Source organism: Actinoplanes hulinensis (assembly GCF_019429605.1).
GTDB lineage: Bacteria > Actinomycetota > Actinomycetes > Mycobacteriales > Micromonosporaceae > Actinoplanes > Actinoplanes campanulatus.
This window is the reverse complement of sequence record NZ_JAHXZI010000004.1, coordinates 1-19,970: the sequence shown is the minus strand read 5'-3', so window position 1 is coordinate 19,970 and position 19,970 is coordinate 1. Positions and strand designations below refer to the sequence as shown.

The 19,970-nt window shown below is 70.0% G+C and carries 21 protein-coding genes; 8 read left to right on the top strand and 13 right to left on the bottom strand.

All coding sequences use genetic code 11. The annotated features are described in order from the left end of the window. Positions 1 to 72: 72 nt before the first annotated feature. Positions 73 to 252, bottom strand: coding sequence for a hypothetical protein (locus KZ829_RS08685; RefSeq protein WP_220143338.1), 180 nt, complete (start codon positions 250 to 252; stop codon positions 73 to 75). Between the two features lie 296 nt (positions 253 to 548). Between KZ829_RS08685 and KZ829_RS08680 the strand changes: the two genes are divergently transcribed. Next, a complete protein-coding gene (locus KZ829_RS08680; protein ID WP_220143337.1) occupies positions 549 to 1,409 on the top strand; it encodes a hypothetical protein in 861 nt (286 codons plus the stop codon). Positions 1,410 to 1,535: 126 nt separating this feature from the next. Here the strand turns inward: KZ829_RS08680 and KZ829_RS08675 are convergent, their stop codons facing one another. Further along, entirely contained in the window at positions 1,536 to 1,736 is a 201-nt protein-coding gene (locus KZ829_RS08675) for a hypothetical protein (protein ID WP_220143336.1), read from the bottom strand. A gap of 289 nt (positions 1,737 to 2,025) precedes the next feature. On the opposite strand from KZ829_RS08675, the gene KZ829_RS08670 reads away from it, so the two are divergent. From KZ829_RS08670 to KZ829_RS08660, 3 genes are all read left to right on the top strand, one after another. Next, complete coding sequence (locus KZ829_RS08670) at positions 2,026 to 2,856, top strand: hypothetical protein (RefSeq protein WP_246635313.1); 831 nt, start codon at positions 2,026 to 2,028, stop codon at positions 2,854 to 2,856. A gap of 127 nt (positions 2,857 to 2,983) precedes the next feature. Then, positions 2,984 to 3,838 carry a hypothetical protein gene (locus KZ829_RS08665; RefSeq protein WP_220143334.1) on the top strand — a complete coding sequence of 285 codons (855 nt, stop codon included), beginning with the start codon at positions 2,984 to 2,986 and terminating at the stop codon, positions 3,836 to 3,838. Positions 3,839 to 3,840: 2 nt separating this feature from the next. Continuing rightward, positions 3,841 to 4,374: a GNAT family N-acetyltransferase gene (locus tag KZ829_RS08660; RefSeq protein WP_220143333.1), complete on the top strand. Its 534-nt coding sequence runs from the start codon at positions 3,841 to 3,843 to the stop codon at positions 4,372 to 4,374. On the opposite strand, the gene KZ829_RS08655 is transcribed toward KZ829_RS08660, so the two are convergent. Then, a complete protein-coding gene (locus KZ829_RS08655; protein ID WP_308285391.1) occupies positions 4,347 to 4,991 on the bottom strand; it encodes an SAM-dependent methyltransferase in 645 nt (214 codons plus the stop codon). The genes KZ829_RS08660 and KZ829_RS08655 overlap by 28 nt on opposite strands. 277 nt (positions 4,992 to 5,268) lie before the next feature. On the opposite strand from KZ829_RS08655, the gene KZ829_RS08650 reads away from it, so the two are divergent. After that, positions 5,269 to 5,703: an aromatic ring-opening dioxygenase LigA gene (locus KZ829_RS08650; RefSeq protein WP_220143331.1), complete on the top strand. Its 435-nt coding sequence runs from the start codon at positions 5,269 to 5,271 to the stop codon at positions 5,701 to 5,703. A gap of 11 nt (positions 5,704 to 5,714) precedes the next feature. On the opposite strand, the gene KZ829_RS08645 is transcribed toward KZ829_RS08650, so the two are convergent. Beyond that, positions 5,715 to 6,206 (bottom strand): VOC family protein, encoded by a 492-nt coding sequence (locus KZ829_RS08645; protein ID WP_220143330.1) that lies wholly within the window; start codon positions 6,204 to 6,206, stop codon positions 5,715 to 5,717. A 287-nt stretch (positions 6,207 to 6,493) separates the two neighbouring features. Here KZ829_RS08645 and KZ829_RS08640 point away from each other — a divergent pair, with 287 nt between their 5' ends. The 3 genes from KZ829_RS08640 (at position 6,494) to KZ829_RS08630 (ending at position 12,382) form a co-directional block, all read left to right on the top strand. Continuing rightward, on the top strand, positions 6,494 to 9,304 hold the full coding sequence (locus tag KZ829_RS08640; protein WP_220143329.1) for an AbfB domain-containing protein: 2,811 nt from the start codon (positions 6,494 to 6,496) through the stop codon (positions 9,302 to 9,304). A 118-nt stretch (positions 9,305 to 9,422) separates the two neighbouring features. Next, positions 9,423 to 9,617 carry a hypothetical protein gene (locus KZ829_RS08635; protein WP_183217928.1) on the top strand — a complete coding sequence of 65 codons (195 nt, stop codon included), beginning with the start codon at positions 9,423 to 9,425 and terminating at the stop codon, positions 9,615 to 9,617. 311 nt (positions 9,618 to 9,928) lie between these two features. Further along, positions 9,929 to 12,382, top strand: coding sequence for a glycoside hydrolase family 94 protein (locus tag KZ829_RS08630; RefSeq protein ID WP_308285390.1), 2,454 nt, complete (start codon positions 9,929 to 9,931; stop codon positions 12,380 to 12,382). Between the two features lie 35 nt (positions 12,383 to 12,417). Here the strand turns inward: KZ829_RS08630 and KZ829_RS08625 are convergent, their stop codons facing one another. The 9 genes from KZ829_RS08625 to KZ829_RS08585 all read right to left on the bottom strand — a co-directional run. Then, positions 12,418 to 13,140 (bottom strand): SDR family NAD(P)-dependent oxidoreductase, encoded by a 723-nt coding sequence (locus tag KZ829_RS08625; protein WP_220143328.1) that lies wholly within the window; start codon positions 13,138 to 13,140, stop codon positions 12,418 to 12,420. Then, positions 13,137 to 13,964, bottom strand: a complete 828-nt coding sequence (locus tag KZ829_RS08620) for a fumarylacetoacetate hydrolase family protein (protein WP_443611880.1) — start codon at positions 13,962 to 13,964, stop codon at positions 13,137 to 13,139. Before KZ829_RS08620 ends, KZ829_RS08625 begins: the two co-directional genes overlap by 4 nt. A gap of 16 nt (positions 13,965 to 13,980) precedes the next feature. Next, a complete protein-coding gene (locus KZ829_RS08615) occupies positions 13,981 to 14,958 on the bottom strand; it encodes an aldo/keto reductase (RefSeq protein ID WP_308285389.1) in 978 nt (325 codons plus the stop codon). A 148-nt stretch (positions 14,959 to 15,106) separates the two neighbouring features. Beyond that, complete coding sequence (locus KZ829_RS08610; RefSeq protein WP_220143327.1) at positions 15,107 to 16,063, bottom strand: TIGR03885 family FMN-dependent LLM class oxidoreductase; 957 nt, start codon at positions 16,061 to 16,063, stop codon at positions 15,107 to 15,109. Between the two features lie 17 nt (positions 16,064 to 16,080). Further along, entirely contained in the window at positions 16,081 to 17,244 is a 1,164-nt protein-coding gene (locus tag KZ829_RS08605) for a monooxygenase (RefSeq protein WP_220143326.1), read from the bottom strand. 103 nt (positions 17,245 to 17,347) lie between these two features. Continuing rightward, positions 17,348 to 17,788: a DUF1700 domain-containing protein gene (locus KZ829_RS08600; RefSeq protein WP_220143325.1), complete on the bottom strand. Its 441-nt coding sequence runs from the start codon at positions 17,786 to 17,788 to the stop codon at positions 17,348 to 17,350. Beyond that, positions 17,788 to 18,129 (bottom strand): PadR family transcriptional regulator, encoded by a 342-nt coding sequence (locus KZ829_RS08595; RefSeq protein ID WP_183217941.1) that lies wholly within the window; start codon positions 18,127 to 18,129, stop codon positions 17,788 to 17,790. Before KZ829_RS08595 ends, KZ829_RS08600 begins: the two co-directional genes overlap by 1 nt. Positions 18,130 to 18,200: 71 nt before the next feature. Beyond that, entirely contained in the window at positions 18,201 to 19,646 is a 1,446-nt protein-coding gene (locus KZ829_RS08590) for a glycoside hydrolase family 43 protein (protein ID WP_220143324.1), read from the bottom strand. Positions 19,647 to 19,725: 79 nt separating this feature from the next. Then, on the bottom strand, positions 19,726 to 19,970 hold a 245-nt coding region (locus tag KZ829_RS08585), incomplete at its 5' end, for an L-serine ammonia-lyase, iron-sulfur-dependent, subunit alpha (RefSeq protein WP_220143323.1).

Genomic DNA, 19,970 nt, shown 5'->3' with positions numbered 1-19,970 from the left:
AACCGAGAAACAGGCGCTCCAGCGGCGCGGATGGTCCACACCGGCTGATCCTCGGGTGTTGGTCACTGTGAGTTAACCGGCGAACGGCAGTAGAACCGCATTTCTCAGCGTGCCGGGGCGGTCGGCCTCCAGGAAGCCGGTGAGCAGTTCCAGGTCGGCGTCCGAATAGCCGGTGAGCAGCCGGTGCCCGGCCTCGGCGATCGGCCCGTAGATGCGCCCGACCGCCTCGGCGGTGGCCGGCGTGACCGTCACGACGGCCCGGCGTGGGTTGGTCGGATCGGTGTTGCGGCGTGGGTTGGCCGGACCGGTGTTGCGGCGCCGGTGGCCGGCCGTTGCCAGGCGCTGGACGGCCGCCGTGGTGGCGGTCTGCGGTTGGCGAAAGCCGCCTGCGGTCCTCGGGATCGTCTGGTATTCGGCCTGGGCCGTTCGGTGTTCTCGGAGTCGCCGGTGGCCTGCGGTCGGCGAAAGCTGCCCGCCGACGTGAGGGGTAGAGGAAAATTCATGGAATGGGGGTATTGAAGAAGTTCTCAAGCATTGTTGCGCTTTCCGTGGGTCTCGGCCTGTCGGTCGCTACCGTCCAGGCCGCCCCGGCCGCGGCGGTGCCGACCGTCCCGACAGGCTCGGATCTTGAGGAATTGCTGCTCACCGAGAAGGACCTGCCGAGGGGGTACACGGGCCAGGAACTGCCGGACGCCGACGAGATCTTCCGTGAGGTGATCGCCGGATACGACGTGGACCAGGATGTCTGCTCCGCGCCGGGCGTCGCGTCGATGGCGGACATGCCGGACCAGCGGCCGTACGCCGATCCGGCGAACATGCGCGACCCGATGAAGGTGCGCGACCCGGCGGACATGCGCGACCCGATGAAGGCGCATGAGCCGGCGGATATGCGGGAGCCGGTGAAGGCGTATGAGCCGGCGGATATGCGCGAGCCGGTGAAGGCGTATGAGCCGGTGAAGGGGGAGCAGGGCGAGAGCGCCGCCGCTGTCTTCGTCAACGAGAGAAAGGGCCTGTTCGCCCTGGAGCTGCTGGCCGACACCGGTCAGGAGGTCGCCGTCGACATGGTCAGCGACACGATGGATGTGCTCGAGGAGTGTCCGACGATCGAGCAGGAGGGCGTCGAGCTCACCATGTCACCGCTGAGGTGGAAGCCGCGCCTCGGTGACGAGTCGGTCGGCCTCTCCATGGTTCTCCGGGTCACCGACGCCGACTTCGAGATGAACCTGTACGGCAAGTTGGTCGTCGTCGCGCAGGACGATCTGTCGGTGACCGTGGGTCTGGTCGGTTTGGAGGAGCCGCGCGAGCGGGATCTCAAGAAGATCGCGAGGGCGGCCGTGCAGAAGATCGAGGACGTGGAGCCGGCCGGTTCCTACATCGTGGACCGCACCGAGCCAGGTCGAAACCCCTAAGAACGGGCGCTGAATCAGAACTTTCCATCCGACTCGATCAATAGTGGGTACCCTCGTGCCGCGCGGCCCGGGGGTGCTCACCCTTCTCGTGCTCTGGAGGGCGGCGGCGGTAGATCACGTCCTCGGTCAGCTCGTCGAAGGTGCCCAGGTTGCGGAGGGTGCCGGTGGACGGGCCGACCCGCGGATCGCGGCGTGGAAATCGGGGCCGCCGTCGTAGCCCTCGACCGCGATCCGGCACGGTGCGTCATCGAGCACCGGCACCGGGGCACTGCGAAACCAGCCCAGCTGCTCATCGTGCTCGACCGGGCCCAGTCCGGAGATCTCCATCGCGACCACCATAGCTCGCGAAAATGATTGCCCAACATGGATCACTCTGCGTAACCGGTCTTCGTGGGGCTCTGTTGTGAACGCAGCGTGAGCGTTGATTGGAGGCCGGTTCGTGCCTCGTCGACAATATTTTCCAGGCGTGGCACACATGGTCGCTGAGCAGCGATGACATCGGGGCTTTGGCGGTCCTGCGGGAGGGGTCCGCGAAGTTTGCGTTGAACCGTCCGGCCGCCGGATCCCGTATGGCCCCCCAACCGATGACATCGATGTCCAACGACGAGGAGTGATTATGAGGGCGCGCTCGTACCGACGGAACCCGGGCAGTCGGCGGAAGACGATCGGCGCGGTGGTGGTCGCGGGAGTGTTGGTGGTCAGCGGGGTGACCGGGATGCAGCTGGCGTCGGCCGGCACCGAGACGAAGGCCGCCGATCTGGTGAGTGTCGACGGTCAGCAGTTCGACGTCTCGCAATGTACGGAGCTTCAGGTCAACGCGGGCAGCGTGATCTGTGACGGCGAGCCGCTGGCCCCGGTGGAGGCGCAGGCCCCCGGGGAGGCGGCCGCCGATTCGGCCGTCGCGCTCGAGGCGGCGTGCGACACGTTCGCCGCCGATGTGGCCGCGGCCGCCGGTGAGGCCGGTGCTGAGGAGGCGGCGGAGGCCGCCGAGGACCCGGCCGCCGCCAAGGCCGAGAACCGTGCCCTCGCCAAGAAGTACCTCAAGGTGCTCAAGGCCGCTGGAAAGGCCGCGAAGGCCGGGAAGGGCGGAAAGGCCGGAAAGGCGGGGAAGGGCGCAGCCGAGGAGGGCGCCGCTCAGGAGGGTGCTGCTGAGGAGGGCGCTGCTGAGGAGGGTGCCGCCGGTGAGCAGGCCGGTGGCCAGGACGCCGCCGCGGTCGCCGTGACCTCCGCTCAGCAGGCCCTGCTCCAGTCCTGCCTGGCGCTCGCCGACGCCAAGGCGGTAGCCGCCGCGGGCGCCGGCGCTGCCGATGAGGGCGCTGCCGATGAGGGCGCTGCCGCTGAGGAGGGTGCCGCCGACGAGGGCGCCGCTGGTGACGGCGCCGCCGATGAGGGTGCCGCTGAGCAGGGTGCCGCCGGCGAGGAGGCCACCACGACCCGGGGCCGCTGACCCTCGCGAGAGCCGTGACGGTGGCCCGGGCGAGATGGGCGGCGCCCGGGCCACCGTCACTCGGCAGATCCGTACGGTCACATCGATTTTTGCCGTAACCGTTCCCGAATCCCCTCGTTGGACCGATATGGGACGTCGGATCGTCGCGGCGTTGATCTGGGCCATGGTCCTGGCCGGGACGGTGTCGCCCGCGGCGGGTGCCGAGGCCGTCGACTCCGCGGGCGTAGCGGCCCGGCTCGACCGGTTGACGCTGGAGATCTCCGGGAACGTGGTGGAGCGCCGGGCGCACCTGCTGGTCAACTATCACCGGGTGGAGGGCGGTATCGAGGCCTGCATGCGGGACCTCGGAAAGCCCTACCAGAGCCACCCTTATGTGGATTTCTACCGTGATTTCACCGACGCCGATCTGGGTTTCGGCACCGGCTACGGCACGGTCTTCGACTCACTGACCGACCGTGGCCGGATCCAGGCGCTGAACGAAGAGGCCGCCGCCCGGGTATGGGAGTCCGGCCTCTACGACTACGCCACCCCACCGGCCCCCGGCCTGGACGGTTGCCGGGAGCGGTTCGGCAACCGCGATTACCAGGATCCCGAGCCGCCGCATCCGGCCGTCGACCAGCTCAGCGGTTTCGCCGAGCTGGTGACGATCGTCAGCCGGGATCCGGGCGTGCGCGACGGCATGCGGCACTATCCGAAATGCATGAAGCAGAGGTACGGGTACGACGTGCCCGGCGAGCGCACCGATCTCCTCTTCGCGCCCCGCCTGGACCCGCCCCCGAACCCTGGCTGGGATCAGGCGGTCGCCGAGATCGCCGCCATTCACGCCGCCGATGCCGACTGCCGGCGCCCGGCCTACGACATCGCCGTCCGGATCGTCGGCGAGCACCTGGACGGCTGGGAGAAACGGCACCGGTCCGAATTGGACGCGATCCGTGCCGCGTGGCGTCAACGGGTGAGCGAGGCCCAGCGATATCACAACTGACCATGACGATCCGGCAGGCGACCCCCGACGACGCCGCCGCTCTGGCGGTCGTGCACGTGCGGACCTGGCAGGCCACGTACGCGGGCCAGGTCCCCGGCGACTACCTGGACTCCCTGGACCCGGCCGAGCGGGAGCCCGTGTGGCGGAGCCGGCTGGCCGGGATCAGCCCGCCGGCCGCGGTGCTGGTGTGGGACGACGGCGGTGTGCCGGTGGGGTTCGCCGCGCTCCGGGAGAGCCGGGACGGCGAGGTGGGCGCCGGCGAGATCACCGCGATCTATCTGTTGCCGGAGCACTGGGGGCGCGGTGCGGGCCGTGCGCTGATGGCCGCCGCGCTGCGACACCTCGCGGGTGCCGGGTTCGGTGAGGCGACGCTGTGGGTGCTGGGTTCCAATGTGCGGGCGCGACGGTTCTACGAGGCGGCCGGGTGGCGTCCGGACGGTGCCGAGAAGGTCGACGACTCGTACGGTTTTCCGCTGGCCGAGGTGCGTTACCGCCGTGGCCTGGACGATCAGGGTTTGCGGCCGACCGCCCCGTAGACGGCGACCTGTTCGGGTGCGGGCCGCTGGTGCGCCGGGACCTCGGGGAGCCATTCGGAGACCGGCACGATGCCCGGGCCGATCAGGCCCAGCCCGGTGAAGAACTCGGCGAACTCGGCCCGGCTGCGCGGCCTGCCGCCGCCCGGCACAGTGGCCGGCTCGCCGGGAACGCCGTGGTCGAGGGTGACGTTGGTGGCGGCCAGGTAGCTGCCGGACGGGAGCGCGGCGAGCAGTTCGCGGACGATCTCTCTGGCCCGCGCGTGGTCGGGCAGGAGGTGCAGTACGGCGATGAGGATCAGCCCGACCGGCCGGTTCAGGTCGAGGGTCTCCTTGAGCAGCGGGTGGTCGAGGATGGCGCCCGGGTTGCGCAGGTCCTCCTCGATGTAGGTCGCGGTGCCGGTCAGCAGCTTGCGGGCGTGCACGCCGACCTTCGGGTCGTTGTCGACGTAGACGACCCGGGCGTGCGGCACCCGGCGCTGTGCGATCTCGTGGGTGTTGCCGGCGGTGGGCAGGCCGGCGCCGATGTCGAGGAACTGGTCGACCCGCGCCTCTTCGGCCAGGAAACGCACCGCACGCTGGAGGAACGCCCGGTTCTCGCGGGCCGGCAGCTCGGTCACCGGAGGTCCTCCGTTCCGCATCGATGTGGGGCGATCGCGCCGACCCTATCGCAGAAGATCCATCCGGGACCCCGTTAACACGACGGCAATGTTCATGCCGGGCTGACAGCGGGCCACAGGGCATTCAAAGACTCCGGTGTTTGCATGGGGGCCAAACCCCACCGAGCGGCATGTCCCGCCGGTGGCGCTCCGCCGAGCGGTCCGCCGCCCGCCTGATCGATCCGTCTCATCCCTCCGGGGTGACGACCGATTTCAACGTCTTCGGCAGGGTGGGCCCATGGCACGCTCAGAGCGCCCCGGAGGCGTGGTTTCCCTCATCGGTCTTCTGTTGGCCATCGGCGGCGGTGTTCTCCTCATCGCCGGCGTGGCCACGTACGCGGTGGTCAGCTCCACCCTGTCGGACCAGCACATCACGGTGTCCGAGGACGCCGACAACTTCGCCGGCGAGCACGTCGACCAGCCATGGGAGGCGTACGCCGAGGCCGACGTCATCGCCGAGCACGCCTCCGAGATGGCGGACGGCAAGACCTACGCCGAACTGCCCCGCGACGATCCGCGCCGCGAGTCGGTGATGACCGCCTCCTTCCTCCAGGCGTCGCTCTTCACCTCGGTGGTGGCGTTCGGGGTGGCGGCGCTCGCGGCCGGTATCGGCATCCTCTTCACCCTGACCGGCATCTCGCTGCGCCGCGTCGCCCGCGCGCAGTCCCCGTGACCGGTGCGGGGTCAGAGGATCTTTGTGCCGTACATCTGGCCCAGCGGGTCGGCGATCAGCTCGATGCGGGCGCCGTCCGGGTCGCGGAAGTAGACCGAGACGCCGCTGTGCACGGTGTGCTCGACACCCGCGTCGGTGAGCCGCTGGATCAGCTCGGTCCAGCGGTCCCGGGCCACCGAGATGGCCATGTGGTGCAGGCCGCCCAGCACCTCGGCGTAGGGGCCCAGGTCGAGGCCGGGGAGGTCGAAGAAGGCCAGCAGGTTGCCGTTGCCGATGTCGAAGAAGAAGTGTGACGAGCCGGGGTAGTCCCGGTTCTCGATCAGCTCGGTCAGCGGGAAACCGAGCAGATCCTGGTAGAAGCGAACGGTTCGCTCCACGTCGCCGCTGATCAGGGCGGTGTGGTGCAGGCCGCGGGCGGTGGAGGGTGGCCGTTCGGCGGTGAGCCGCAGATGCTCGTCGCGGATGCGGTGGCGGGCGGCTTCGAGGGCGGCGAGGTCGGTCATTCTTGGATCTTGCGCTGCTCAGGGGCCATGCCGCCGACGGATGGCCGACATTGGGCAGTCTTCGCGAAATTACGACCGTGGCGGTTCCGGAAACGGTTCGGACTCTTGACAGATAATCCACGGCGGTGGATGAATGTGTTCGACCCTGTTCGTCTTTGCGGGGTTCCGGTGTTCTCCCGGTTCATATTCGTTCGGCCCGTCCCCGTCCGTCTCCTGCGCCGCGGACCGGCCCGCGACCCGACGGTCGTGCGCCGGGCCTTCGGTGTGCCCGTTCCCGAGGAAGTCCGATGCGCCGATCCGTCGTACGGCCGCTCGTCGCCCGTGCCCTCGCCGCCCTGACCCTGGGCGCGAGCGTGCTCGTGGCCACCGCCGCGCCCGCCGCGGCCGTCGTCCCCAAGACGCCGCCGCTCAGCACGCCGTGGACCAGCCAGGTGTCCACCACCAACCCGCTGCCGGAGTACCCGCGACCTCAGATGACCCGCCCCGACTGGCAGTCGCTGAACGGGGAGTGGCAGTTCCTCAACCCGGCGACCGACAGCGCCGGCAACGTCAACCGCAACGCCGCGCCGCCGATCGGGCAGACCCTGCCGGAGCGGATCCTGGTGCCGTACCCGGTGGAGTCCGCCCTCTCCGGGATCATGCGCAACGACAACCGTGACGTGATGTTCTACCGGCGCACCTTCACCGTGCCGGCCGGGTGGGCCGGCCGCCGCGTCCAACTGCACTTCGGCGCGGTCGACTACGAGGCCACCGTCTGGGTCAACGGCACTCAGGTGGCCACCCACAAGGGCGGCTACGACCGGTTCGAGGTGGACGTCACGCCGCAGCTCAACGGCGGCGCCAACGAGCTCGTCGTGCGTGTCTACGACCCCACCGACGGGCGTGGCGAGAAACAGCCGATCGGCAAGCAGACCAACAACCCGAGCGGCATCTTCTACACGCCCGTCTCCGGCATCTGGCAGACCGTCTGGCTCGAGCCGACCCCGGTCTCGTCGATCTACTCGGTCGACATCTATCCCAACATCAACAACAACACCGTTCGGGTACGGGTGTTCGCGCGCGGAAACGTGCAGGGGCACAGCGTGCTCGCCGAATCGATGACCGGATCCACCGTGGTCGGCACCGCGACCGGCGGCTTCACCGAATTCACCGTGCCGGTGCCGAACGCCCGCCGCTGGTCGCCCGACGACCCGTACCTCTACAACCTGCGGGTGTCCCTCCGCAACGGCACGGGCGCCACGGTCGATCAGGTCACCAGCTACTTCGGTATGCGGGAGATCGGCACCAGGCTGGTCGACGGCGTGCTGCGGCCCACCCTCAACGGCGAGTTCGTCTTCCAGGCCGGCACCCTCGACCAGGGCTACTGGCCGGACGGTCTCTACACCGCCCCCACCGACGCGGCCCTCCAGTTCGACCTCCAGAAGCACAAGGACCTGGGCTTCAACATGGTCCGCAAGCACATCAAGGTGGAACCGGCCCGCTGGTACTACCACGCCGACCGCCTCGGCCTGCTCGTCTGGCAGGACATCCCGTCGACCCCGCCGTTCGACGCCAACCGGACGGCCGCGCAGATCGCCCAGTTCGAGACCGAGGCCCGGGAGATCATCGACGAGCACCGGTTCTCGCCGGCCGTGGTCACCTACGTGCCGTTCAACGAGGGGTGGGGCGAGTGGAACCTCACCGACACCCAGCGGGTCACCCGTGACCTGGAGGCCTACGACCCGACTCGCCTCATGAACCCGCACAGCGGCTACAACTGCTGCGCCTCCAAGGGCGACCCCGGCACCGGCGACATCATCGACTGGCACATCTACACCGGACCGGACGCGCCCCGGCCCAGCGCCACCCGGGTGTCGATCCTCGGCGAGTTCGGCGGGCTCGGGCTGCGCACGCCGGGGCACGAGTACAGCCCCAACGGACAATTCTTCGCGTACGAGCAGATGGGCAGCGCGGCGCAGCTCAACGACCGGTTCACCGGCATGATCCGGGACTCGCAGCGGCTGATGACCGGCAAGGGGCTGTCCGGGTTCGTCTACACCGAGATCACCGACGTGGAGGGGGAGTACAACGGGCTGCTCACCTACGACCGGCAGATCCAGAAGGTGGACACCGCACAGGTGCGGGCGGCGCTGACCGACCTGATCCGGGCGTCCCGCAACCAGAACGCGGCGGTCCCGCTCACCCTCGGGCACGTGCGGTCGTTCCAGGTCACCACGGCCGGGCACACCGACCGGTATCTGCGGCACTCGGACTCGTTCGCGCGTACCGACGTGATCAGTGGGGACTCCGCCCGGCAGGACGCGTCGTTCCGGACCGTCGCGGGGCTCGCCGATCCGCGCTGCCACTCGTTCGAGTCGGTCAACTTCCCGGGCCGCTACCTGCGGCACGCGTCCGGGCGGGTGCGGATCGACGCGAGCACCGGTGGAAGCTTCGCCGCCGACGCCACCTGGTGCGGCCGGCCCGGACTGGCCGCCGGCGGCACGTCGTTCGAGTCGTTCAACCACCCCGGGTCGTACCTGCGGCACCAGTCGGACCTCGTCCACCTGGCCGCCGACGACGGGTCGGCGCTGTTCGCGGCCGACGCCACCTGGAACGTCTCGAACCCGGCCCTGTGGCGCAGTTCGGTGCTCCTGCCCTACGACGTGCGGCGGTCGCTCCAGGTCACCACGTGGGGCTTCACCGATCGTCACCTGCGGCACGCCGACAGCCTCGGCTGGACCGAACCGGTGACCGCCGGCAGCTCCGCGCTGCTCAAGGCGGACGCCACGTTCACGCTGCGCCGCGGGCTGGCCGACCCGTCCTGCTACACCTTCGAGTCGGTCAACTTCCCCGGCCGGTACCTGCGCCACGCCTCCAGCCGGATCCGCCTGGCCGCCAACGACGGGTCGGCGCTCTTTGCCGGTGACGCCACCTTCTGCGCCCGGCCCGGCCTGGGTGGCGCCGGCGTCACCTTCGAGTCGATCAACTTCCCGGGCAGCTTCCTGCGCCACTTCGACGCCCAGGTCTCCATCGCCTCCGGCGCCGGAACCGGCTTCGACCGCCCGATGACCCTGTCCGCCGACAGTTCCTGGACCGTGGCCAACCCCTGGACCCCGTAACCGATCCCGTCCCTCTCACGGCCAGTCGCCCTTCCGGCTGGCCGTGAGTGCTTTCTGTGTATCGGGGGATTCGGCGGATCGGCGGGTGGGGTGGAGGCCGCGCGCATAGGGTCCGGGCATGGACGCGCGGGGAGCGAGAGCCCACGTCGCTCGGATGGTGGGTAACACCACGATGTTCGTGGGCCTGCTGATCGCTCTGCTGGAGGCGTGGGTCGGTATCGGGCCGTCGATCGGGCCGTGGGTGTTCGCGGGACTGTTCGTGATCATCGGGGTCGGGCTGCGGCTCGAAGCGGCGATCCTCGACCGCCACTGATCACGGACCGAGGGTGGGTTCCGCTCACGCCGTAGCGGGCCCCGCGGCCGTGCGACGCGACCACGTGGCGGACAGCCACGGGAGGTGTGGCCGCGGTCGGGGTGCTCACGTCCGTACCGGAAAGGCAAGCGGGAGCGGGCCGCCGAGGTCGCGTTTGCGCGGGTCATCGGGGCGTGGGAAACCGGAACCGCAAGAGTCTTTTCGGGCTGGTCCCAGGAGCGTGTCCGAGCGGTAAAATGGTCATTCATGGGAGCGCTCCCAAAGCGCTTCCATGCCGACCGGCGGAGGGCCGGGCGGGACCGACGGCGACGGTGGAGGACCTGTTGCGCTACGGGTATTTCGACGATGAGCAGCGTGAGTACGTCATCGACAGGCCGGATACGCCGTTACCGTGGATCAATTACCTCGGCACGGACGCGTATTTCGGCATCGTGTCCAACACGGCGGGTGGCTACTCCTTCTACCGTGACGCCAAACTGCGGCGGCTGACCCGCTACCGCTACAACAACGCGCCCCTCGACGTGGGCGGACGGTACGTGTACGTGCGCGACGACGCGACCGGCGACTACTGGTCGCCCTCCTGGCAGCCGACGCCGGAGCGTGAGCTGGACGGCTACGAGTGCCGGCACGGGCTGTCCTACACGAAGATCGGCTCGGCGCGGAACGGGATCCGTGCCGAGACGCTGTACTTCGCGCCGCTGGGGGAGACCCTCGAGGTCTGGCGGGTGCGGGTCACCAACGAGCGGACCGAGAGCGCCGAGGTGTCGCTCTTCTCGGCGATCGAGTTCTGTCTCTGGGACGCCCAGGACGACAGCACCAACTTCCAGCGCAACTACTCGATCGGCCAGGTCGAGGTGGTCGACGAGGTGATCTACCACAAGACGGAGTACCGCGAACGCCGCGACCACTTCGCCTATTTCGCCTGCTCGGAGCCGCTCGCCGGGTTCGACACGCAGCGTGAGTCGTTCCTCGGCGCGTACCGCGGCTGGGACCGCCCGGCCGTCGTCGAGACCGGCGAGGCGAAGGACTCGATCGCGCACGGCTGGCAGCCGGTGGGCAGCCACCACGTGCGGCTGGCGCTCGAGCCGGGAGAGACCCGCGAGGTGATCTTCGTGCTCGGCTACGCCGAGAACCCGAAGGACGACAAGTTCGACCCGCCGGGCTCGCAGACCGTCAACAAGACCCGCGTCCGGCCGGTCATCGAGCGCTGGTTGCGCTCCGAGACCGTCGAGAAGGGGTACGCGGACCTGCGCGCCTACTGGGACGGGCTCCTCGGTGGACTGAGCGTGACCACCCCGGACGGCGACACCGACCGCATGGTCAACATCTGGAACGCCTACCAGTGCCTGGTCACCTTCAACATGAGCCGCTCGGCGTCGGGCTACGAGTCGGGAATCGGCCGGGGCATGGGCTTCCGGGACTCCAACCAGGACCTGCTCGGGTTCGTGCACATCCTGCCGGACCGGGCCCGGCAGCGGATCCTGGACATCGCCGCCACCCAGAAGGCGGACGGCGGCGCCTACCACCAGTACCAACCGCTGACCAAGCGCGGGAACAACGACATCGGCGACGGCTTCAACGACGACCCGCTGTGGTTGATCCTGGGCGTGGCGGCGTACCTGAAGGAGACCGGCGACCTGGCGTTCCTCGACGAGCCGGTGCCGTTCGACAACGAGCCCGGCAGCGAGGCCCCGCTCTACGAGCACCTGCGGCGGTCGCTGCGCTACACCCTGGACCGGCTCGGCCCGCACGGGCTGCCGCTGATCGGCCGCGCCGACTGGAACGACTGCCTCAACCTGAACTGCTTCTCGGACACCCCGGGCGAGCCGTTCCAGACGACCGAGAACGCGTCCGGCGGGGTCGCCGAGTCGGTGTTCATCGCCGGGCTGTTCGTGCTGGCGGCCAAGGAGCTGGCCGGGATCGCGGCGCTGCGCGGGCAGGACGGCGAGGAGGTCGTCTACCGGGCGGCGGCCGAGAAGATGGCCGGCACGGTCACCGAGCACGGGTGGGACGGGGCCTGGTTCCGGCGGGCGTACGACTTCTACGGCAACGTGATCGGCTCCGGCGAGAACGACGAGGGGCAGATCTTCATCGAGCCGCAGGGCATGTGCGTGCTCGGCGGGGTCGGCCTGGAGGACGGGCTGGCGGCGCGGGCACTGGACAGTGTGGCCGAGCGGCTGGCCACCCCGCACGGCATCGTGCTCCAGCAGCCGGCCTACTCGGGGTACCGGATCGAGCTGGGGGAGATCTCCTCGTACCCGCCGGGTTACAAGGAGAACGCCGGCATCTTCTGCCACACCAACCCGTGGATCATGATCGCCGAGACGATGGTCGGCAACGGGGACCGGGCGTACGACTACTACCGGCGGCTCAACCCGTCGGCCCGGGAGGCGATCAGCGAGGTGCACCGCTGTGAGCCGTACATCTACGCACAGATGATTGCCGGTAAGGACGCGCCGACCCATGGCGAGGCCAAGAACTCCTGGCTGACCGGCACCGCGGCGTGGAACTTCGTGGCCATCACCCAGTGGATCCTGGGCATCCGGCCGGACTTCGGCGGCCTGCGGATCGACCCGGTGCTGCCCGGTGGATGGCCCGGCTTCGAAGCGGTTCGATCGTTCCGTGGCGCCACCTACGAGATCAGCGTGCGGGGGACCGGCCGGGTCACCCACCTGCTGGTCGACGGCGAGCGGATCGAGGGCAACCTGATCCCGCCGGCCGCGCCGGGCGCCGTGGTCAGGGTCGAGGCGGTCGCCACCGCATGAGTAGTGGGGAAGGGGGTCGAACCCCTTCCCCACACCTAGCGGGGCAGTCGCAGGCCGGACATGCCGCCGTCGACCGCCAGGGACATCCCGGTGGTCGCGCCGGCCGCCGGGCCCGCCAGGTAGAGGATCGCGTCGGCCACCTCGTCCGCGGTGACCAGCCGCCCGGTCGGCTGCCGGGCGGCCAGCCGCGCCTTCTCACCCTCCGGATCATCGGTACGCGCGAGCAGCCGCCCCACCCACGGCGTGTCCACCGTGCCCGGCGCCACGCAGCACACCCGGATCCCCTCGCCCACCAGGTCGGCGGCCATCGCCAGGGTGAGCGCGTGCACCGCGCCCTTGGACGCCGAGTAGAGCGCCCGCTGCACCAGCCCCGCGGTGGCGGCGATCGACGACAGGTTGACGATCACCGGGTGCCGGCTGCGCCGCAGGTACGGCAGCGCGGCCCGGCTGGCCCGCGCCACCCCGGTCACGTTGACGTCCAGCACCCGCGCCCACTCGTCGTCGCCGTTGCCCTCGACCGGCCCGACCGAGCTGATCCCGGCACTGTTGACCAGGATGTCGATGCCCCCGTGGACGGCGGCGATCTCGGCCATCGCCGCCTCCAGGGAGGCTCCGTCGCGGACGTCGGCCGTCACGATGCCCGGCCCGGGGGTCAGGTCGACGGCGCCGACCTTCGCGCCGGCCTCGGCGAACCGCCGCACGCAGGCCGCCCCGATCCCGGAGCCGCCGCCGGTGACGACGGCGACCAGGCCGTTCACCCCTTCACCCCGCTGCGCTGCCGGCCCAGCCCGTCGATCTCGGTCTCCACCACGTCACCCGGTCTCAGGTACGGGAACCGCCCGGACAGGGCCACCCCCTGTGGCGTCCCGGTGTTGATCAGGTCCCCCGGTTCGAGGACGGTGAACTGGGACAGGTGCCAGATCAGGAACCCGACGTCGAAGATCATGTCGGCGGTGCTGGAGTCCTGCCGGGGTTCGCCGTTCACCCACGACCGCAGCCGCAGCGGGAAGGTCAGCTCGTCCGGCGTGACGAGCCACGGCCCGAGCGGATTGAACGTCTCGCACGACTTGCCCTTGGACCACTGCCCGCCGGAGCGCTCCAACTGGTACTCGCGCTCGGACACGTCGTTGACCACCACGTACCCGGCCACGCAGGCCATCGCCTCGGACGGGGAGGCCAGATAGCGGGCGGTCCGGCCGATCACCACGCCCAGCTCGACCTCCCAGTCGGTACGCGTGGACCCCGGCGGCAGCAGGATGTCGTCCTCCGGCCCGGCCACGGTGTTCGGCGCCTTGTAGAAGATGATCGGCTCATCCGGCGGCGCGGCGCCCGACTCGGCGGCGTGGGCCGCGTAGTTCTGCCCGACACAGAGGATCACTCCCGGCCGGGCGATCGGTGGGCCGACCCGTCCACCGTCCACGTAGGCCGGGGGCAGCGCGGCCGGATCGCCCTGATAGCCGCCGGACGCCAGGAACGGCGCGTCGATGTCGGCGGTCACCGAGGACAGGTCGTAGAGCGCTCCTCCAGAAGACAGGATCGGGCGTTCCGCGCCGGGTGGGCCCACCCGCAGGTATCTCAACACAGCTCCCATCGTCGGTTCACGGCACCGGCACCTCGGGGTCGAGCAACCACGCGGCGACCAGGTCACGCCAGAGACCGCCGGGGATCTTCACCGACGCCATCGCCGCGGCGTCCGCGGCCTCCTCCGGCGAGCGCATGCCGACCAGCACCGACGCGACCGCCGGGTGGCCGAGCGGAAACTGCAGGGCCGCGGCGCGCAGGGGTACGTCGTACCGCTCGCAGAGTCGCTCCATGGCCTGCGCGCGGGCGACCACGTTGGGCGCGGCGGGCCGGTAGTCGTAGGTGGCGCCCGGCACCGGATCGGCCAGCACACCCGAGTTGTAGACACCGCCGACGATCACCGAGACGCCGCGCCGTCCGCACTCCGGCAGCAGGTCGGCCAACCCGGACTGGTCCAGCAGCGAATAGCGCCCGGCCAGCAGGAAACAGTCGAACTGGCCGGTCCGGGCGAACGCGGTGAGCATCGCCGACCGGTTCATCCCGGCGGACACGGCCCCGATCACACCCTCCCGCCGCAGCCGCACCAGGGCGGGCAGCGCCTCGCCGGCGGCCGCCTCGAAATGGTCGTCCGGATCGTGCAGATGCAGGATGTCGATCCGGTCCACGCCCAGGCGTTCCCGGCTCTCGTGCAACGACGAATACACCCCGTCGGCGGAGAAGTCCCAGGTCAGCACGGTCTCGTCGGCCTCGGCCCAGATGTCGGCCGGATCCGGGCGGCCGGGCGCCAGACGGCGGCCGACCTTGGTGGCGAGCGTGTAGCAGTCGCGCGGGCGCTCCCGCAGGGCGGTGCCGGCCCGCCGTTCGGAGAGGCCCGCGCCGTACAGCGGGGCGGTGTCGAAGAAGCGCACCCCACGCTGCCAGGCCTCGTCGACGGCGGCCACCGCGGTTCGGTCGCCGACCGCCGAATACAGGCCACCGATCGGCGCCAGCCCCATTCCGAGCCGGGTGACGGTGACATCGGTGCCGCCCAGCGACACCCTCGCGAACGGATCCACGGAACGGGTCCTCTCGTAGATCCGACGGGATCTACCGAACTGTTTAATGCTTGTCGATGCGGTAGTCAAACACCGACATAGAGTCATCATCGGTGAACAGTTCGATGATCTTGGGCGGCCGGCATCCTCGCCGCGGCCGCCCTGGAACCTAACGCAGGCCGGGCAGGACCTTGGCGCCGAACGTCTCGATGAACGGCATCAGGTCCTGGCCCACGTGGTGCAGGTAGATCCGGTCGAACCCGAGATCGGCGTACCCGCGCAGCAGTTCGGTGTGCCGGTCCAGGTCGGCGGAGATGTTCACGACCCGCGCCACCTGGTCGACCGTCACGTGCTCGGAGACCACGTCGAACTCCTCGGCGGTGGCCAGATCCCAGCAGACCGGCGGGTCGAAACAGTTGCTCCGCCACTGGTCGAGGGCGATCGCCTCGGCCTCCGCCTCGGTCGGCGCCCAGCTCAGGTGCACCTGGAGACAGAGCGGGCCGCGCCCGCCGGCCGCCCGGTACGCCGCGATCATCTCGCGCAGGCGCGGCTCCGGGGCGTTGACCGTGACCAGCCCGTCGGCCCACTCGGCACACCAGCGGGCGGTCGCCACGCTGACCGCCGCGCCGATCAGGGGTGGCGGCGTCTCCGGGCGGGTCCACAGTCGCGCCCGGTCGACGGTGACCAGCCCGTCCCGGGACACCTCCGCGCCGCCGAGCAGGTCGCGGATGACGTCGGCGGACTCGCGCAGCCGGGCGTTGCGGACCTCCTTGCGTGGCCACTTGCCGCCGGTGATGTGCTCGTTGCTGAACTCGCCGCTGCCCAGCGCCGCCCAGAACCGGCCGGGGTACATGCTGCCCAGGGTGCCGATCGCCTGCGCGACGATCGCCGGGTGGTAGCGCTGGCCGGGCGCGGTCACCACCCCGAAGGACAGGTTCGTGGCCTGGAGCGCGGCGCCCAGCCAGGACCAGGCGAAACCGGACTGGCCCTGGCGGGCGCTCCACGGCGAGAAGTGGTCGGAACACATCGCGGCGGCGAACCCGGCGCGTTCGGCGGCGACGACCGCCTCCAGAAGCGCGCCGGGCGGGATCTGCTCGTGTGAGGCGTGGATGCCGTACTCCGTCATGGGAGTACCCGTACCCACTATTCCGGCGCGACGACCAGGATTCCCAGGCACATCTCGTCGCTGGTGCCCTCGCCCCACACCACGTACCGGGAGGGCAGCGAACGCAACTGCGGGAGCTGCTGACGCAGCATGGCGTCGTGGGTGCAGGTCACCCGGACCACGTCACCCTTGGCGATCCTCAAGGGCTTCCTCAGCGGTACGAGCGCCTGGTTGTCGAAGTTGTACCGCGGCACGTCGAGGACCGTCCGGGCTCTGGCCGTTCCCGGGTTCAGCTCGACCTTGATCGACCGGCCCAGCAGATGCATGTGCCCGGCCGCCATGTACACCGTGCCGCCCTGCTCGATCGGCTGGTCACAGCTCTGGGTGGTGCCGGGTTTCGGCGCGCCGCCCTGGTTGCACCACTGGTTGAGCTGGTGCACCGTCTCGGCGGACTCCGGCCCGAACCGCTTGGCGACGTCGGCGATCGCGGTCTCCCGGTCGCACAGCGGGCCGGTGCCGCCGGGCTCGCAGGGCAGCTCGATCGGCGCCATGACCAGGCCGGTGGCCAGCGGCTTCAGCTTCGCGCCGGTGGCCGACAGGCGCATCTGCATGCCTGATGTGTCGGATCCCGGCCCGCCGTCGCCGGCGCCCAGCAGGTTGTAGTGGATCTGCATGACCAGCTTGCTGCCGGGCGGCATCTCGAAGCCGAAGCCGTCCGGCATCAGGGTCTCGCCGGCGCCCGGCGCCCAGTGCGCCACCCAGGCGGTCTCGCCCTGCACCCCGCTGTCGCCGAAGCAGGTCCAGCCCTCGCCGGGCGCCTCGGCGTCCACCGACGCGGCCGCCTTCGCCTGCTCCGGGCTGAGCCGGTAGAAGATCGCGTGGTGCACGATCGCCGCGTTCCGCGGCAGGAACCGGCTGCCGGTCAGGTACGCCGGCTCGGTCAGCCCCGGGTCGACGAGGAAGCACCGGTACTCGTCGGTGCCACCGTTCGGTGCGGCCGGAGTGTACGGCTGGGTCAGGCCCACCTCGACGAACCGCTCGCCCTCCCGCAACGGGGTGGGCGGCGGCGCCGAACCGCTGCTGTGCCCGGTGTGCGGGGCGGTCGACGGTGGCGCCGCCACCGGCTCGGGCTCGGAGCCGCACGCGGCGAGCAGCAGCACACCGGCGAGCGCGGTGACGACGGCGGGACGGGCGAACCTCATGGCGGGCCTCCCTCGGCCAGGCGACGAGATGCGCCCAATCCTTCCAAGCATCAGCAGGTCTCGCATATCCGTGGGAACCCGGAGGATACCCACGAATCGATCATCAGGGTCCGGTCGAGACCTCGACCGAGGTGGGTGCCGGGTACACCGGCGTCTGCTCCACCCCGCTGTCGGACCGGACCGCGAACATGACGAAACCGCAGAACAGGATCACGGTGCCGATCACCGCCGCCACGATGGTCAGGACCAGCCACGGGAACCGGCGGCGGGGAGCAGCCTGGTACGGCGGCGGCAGCGGGGCGGCGGGCACCCGGGGCAGGTCGGTCTGGGTGTCGGCGGCCGCCACGATGCTCTCCGGGTCGCCGAGGCGGTCCAGGATCGTACGGATCTCGGCCTCGGTCTCCGCCCCGGACTCGGCCCGCGCGATGTCGATGTGCTCGCGCAGGTCGGCGAGCAGCTCCTCGCGCCGCCCGGCGGGCAGGCCGGCCGCGGCCCGCCCGACCCGGGCCAGGTAATCGGCGACCAACTGGTCGGTCTGGGTCATCACTTGCTCTCCGTTCCCAGGATGCGGTCGACGCCGCTGCGGAAGGCGACCCACTCGGTGCGGAAGTGGGTGAGAGCCGCCTCGCCGTCCGATGTGAGGGTGTAGTAGCGCCGGGGCGGCCCGGCGGGCGCCTCGCGCCAGGTGGTCGCGATCCTCCCGTTGCGCCGCAGGCGGGACAACAGGGGATACATCGTCCCCTCGCTGGTGGACATGCCGAGGGCTCCACTGAGGTGCTGCACCAACTCGACGCCGTAGAGCTCACGCTTGTCGAGGAGGGCGAGCACGCAGTACTCAATGGTGCCCCGGCGCAGGGCTGTGGTCAGCGCCGCGTCATCGCTCATGCAGACAAGGTACCTTGCGCCGCAAGGTAAGTGCCAGAGAGAAAGGGGGCCGGGCGGCCCCCTTTCGGCAATCAGCTGGTGACGCGGAACGTGGCGTCGGCCTTCTCGGTGGTGGTGCTGATCGGGTCGACCCTCAGCAGATAGTTGTAGTGCCGCAGGTAGCGGGTCGGGTAGTTGTACGACTGGAACGACGACCAGGTGCTGTCCGCCAGCCCGGCCACCTGCTTGAACGTCGCGTCCGCGGCGAACGTCGTGGTGCCGTCGTTCGCGGCGAGCTGCCCGTCGTAGCCGTAGTGCCGCAGGTAGTAGCCGGGGTAGTTGACCGACTCGAAGGAGACGTAACCGGAGCTGTTCGCCAGGCCCGGCACGATCCGGAACTGCGAGTCCAGGAGCGGGCTCACGTTGGCGTCGATCCGTACGTCGAAGTTGGAGTGCCGCACGTACCGGGTCTGGTTGTTGTACGACTGGATCCGCTTCCGGGTCGTCGTGCCGCTGCCCCACTTGGCCAGCACCCGGGACTCCTCGGCGGCGGTCAGGTTCAGGATCGAGCCGTGCCGCTTCTTGGTGGTGCCCAGGCTGTAGTCGGTACGGGTGGCGAAGTTGGCGGTGCTGCCCAGGTTGGTGGAGCGCACCGGCATGTACCCGCGGCCGGTCGCGTACTGGTCGACCCACAGGTGCCACTCGCTGGCGCCGTTGGTCTGCGCCCACATCGGGCCCTCGACCACGTTGCCGCCGGTGGCGCCGTTGGAGATGCCGAGGTGCTGGAGGTCGCCGATCCTCGTCCAGGCGCCCAGGATCGTGTTGCTGCCCTCGACGGTGATCTGCCCGTCGGCCGAGGCCCGGTAGTAGCGGTAGCCGCCCAGGCTGTTCGCCACCTCGATGATCTGGGTGTCGATGATGCCCTGGCCGGTGCCCCGGTCGATGTAGAGCTGCGGGGCCGTGACGGTCCGGAAGTCGCTGGTCCGCACGTACCAGATCCGGTGCTTGGTCACGCCGTTGAGCAGGGAGTTGGTGGCCCAGTAGATGACGTAGTCGTTGGTGGCCGGGTTCCAGATGGCCTCCGGCGCCCACGCGTCACCGGCGCCGGAGATGCCGCCGGCCACGTTGATCAGCCGGGGCACCGACCAGTTGACCAGGTCGGTGGACTCCCAGACGACCAGGTTCTTGCTGCCTTTGCTGGACGCGTCACCCCACGAGGTGCCGCTGGCGATGCGCAGGTCGGTGGCGATGATCCAGTACTTGTCGCCGTTGGGGGAGCGGACGATCGCGGGGTCGCGGACGCCCTTGGTGCCGACCGTGGAGAGCAGCACCGGGCCGCCGCCGTTGAGGTCGGTCCAGTTGCGACCGTCCCTACTGTGCGCCAGGTAGATCTGCTCGCCCTGGCTGGACTCCCCGATGAAGTGGGCCATCAGGTAGCCGGTGAACGGGTCGAGGGCGCTGGCGGGAGCGGCCAGGCCGGCGAGGAGGAGGACGAGGGTGGCAAGGAACGTGCTGATGCGGGTGAGGACTCTGGGCATCAGATCTCCGAAATGTTAGCGCTAACGCTACGGGGGAATGTTTCGAAGTGTTGATGCCCGTAACTTCATTGTCAAGAAGTCAGCACTCGGTGACGTTGACGGCCAGTCCGCCCCGGGCCGTCTCCTTGTACTTGTCCTTCATGTCGGCGCCGGTCTCCTTCATGGTCTTGATGACCTTGTCGAGGGAGACGTGGTGCCGGCCGTCGCCGCGCAGCGCCATCTTCGCGGCGGTGACCGCCTTGACCGCGGCCATGCCGTTGCGCTCGATGCACGGGATCTGCACGAGGCCGCCGACCGGGTCGCAGGTGAGGCCCAGGTTGTGTT

What these genes read in the sequence shown, in the direction of transcription:
- KZ829_RS08675 (WP_220143336.1), bottom strand. Translation starts at nt 1,736, where the DNA reads ATGGAGATCTCCGGACTGGGCCCGGTCGAGCACGATGAGCAGCTGGGC.
- KZ829_RS08670 (WP_246635313.1), top strand. Translation starts at nt 2,026, where the DNA reads ATGAGGGCGCGCTCGTACCGACGGAACCCGGGCAGTCGGCGGAAGACG.
- KZ829_RS08665 (WP_220143334.1), top strand. Translation starts at nt 2,984, where the DNA reads ATGGGACGTCGGATCGTCGCGGCGTTGATCTGGGCCATGGTCCTGGCC.
- KZ829_RS08660 (WP_220143333.1), top strand. Translation starts at nt 3,841, where the DNA reads ATGACGATCCGGCAGGCGACCCCCGACGACGCCGCCGCTCTGGCGGTC.
- KZ829_RS08650 (WP_220143331.1), top strand. Translation starts at nt 5,269, where the DNA reads ATGGCACGCTCAGAGCGCCCCGGAGGCGTGGTTTCCCTCATCGGTCTT.
- KZ829_RS08645 (WP_220143330.1), bottom strand. Translation starts at nt 6,206, where the DNA reads ATGACCGACCTCGCCGCCCTCGAAGCCGCCCGCCACCGCATCCGCGAC.
- KZ829_RS08640 (WP_220143329.1), top strand. Translation starts at nt 6,494, where the DNA reads ATGCGCCGATCCGTCGTACGGCCGCTCGTCGCCCGTGCCCTCGCCGCC.
- KZ829_RS08635 (WP_183217928.1), top strand. Translation starts at nt 9,423, where the DNA reads ATGGACGCGCGGGGAGCGAGAGCCCACGTCGCTCGGATGGTGGGTAAC.
- KZ829_RS08610 (WP_220143327.1), bottom strand. Translation starts at nt 16,063, where the DNA reads ATGACGGAGTACGGCATCCACGCCTCACACGAGCAGATCCCGCCCGGC.
- KZ829_RS08605 (WP_220143326.1), bottom strand. Translation starts at nt 17,244, where the DNA reads ATGAGGTTCGCCCGTCCCGCCGTCGTCACCGCGCTCGCCGGTGTGCTG.
- KZ829_RS08600 (WP_220143325.1), bottom strand. Translation starts at nt 17,788, where the DNA reads ATGACCCAGACCGACCAGTTGGTCGCCGATTACCTGGCCCGGGTCGGG.
- KZ829_RS08595 (WP_183217941.1), bottom strand. Translation starts at nt 18,129, where the DNA reads ATGAGCGATGACGCGGCGCTGACCACAGCCCTGCGCCGGGGCACCATT.
- KZ829_RS08590 (WP_220143324.1), bottom strand. Translation starts at nt 19,646, where the DNA reads ATGCCCAGAGTCCTCACCCGCATCAGCACGTTCCTTGCCACCCTCGTC.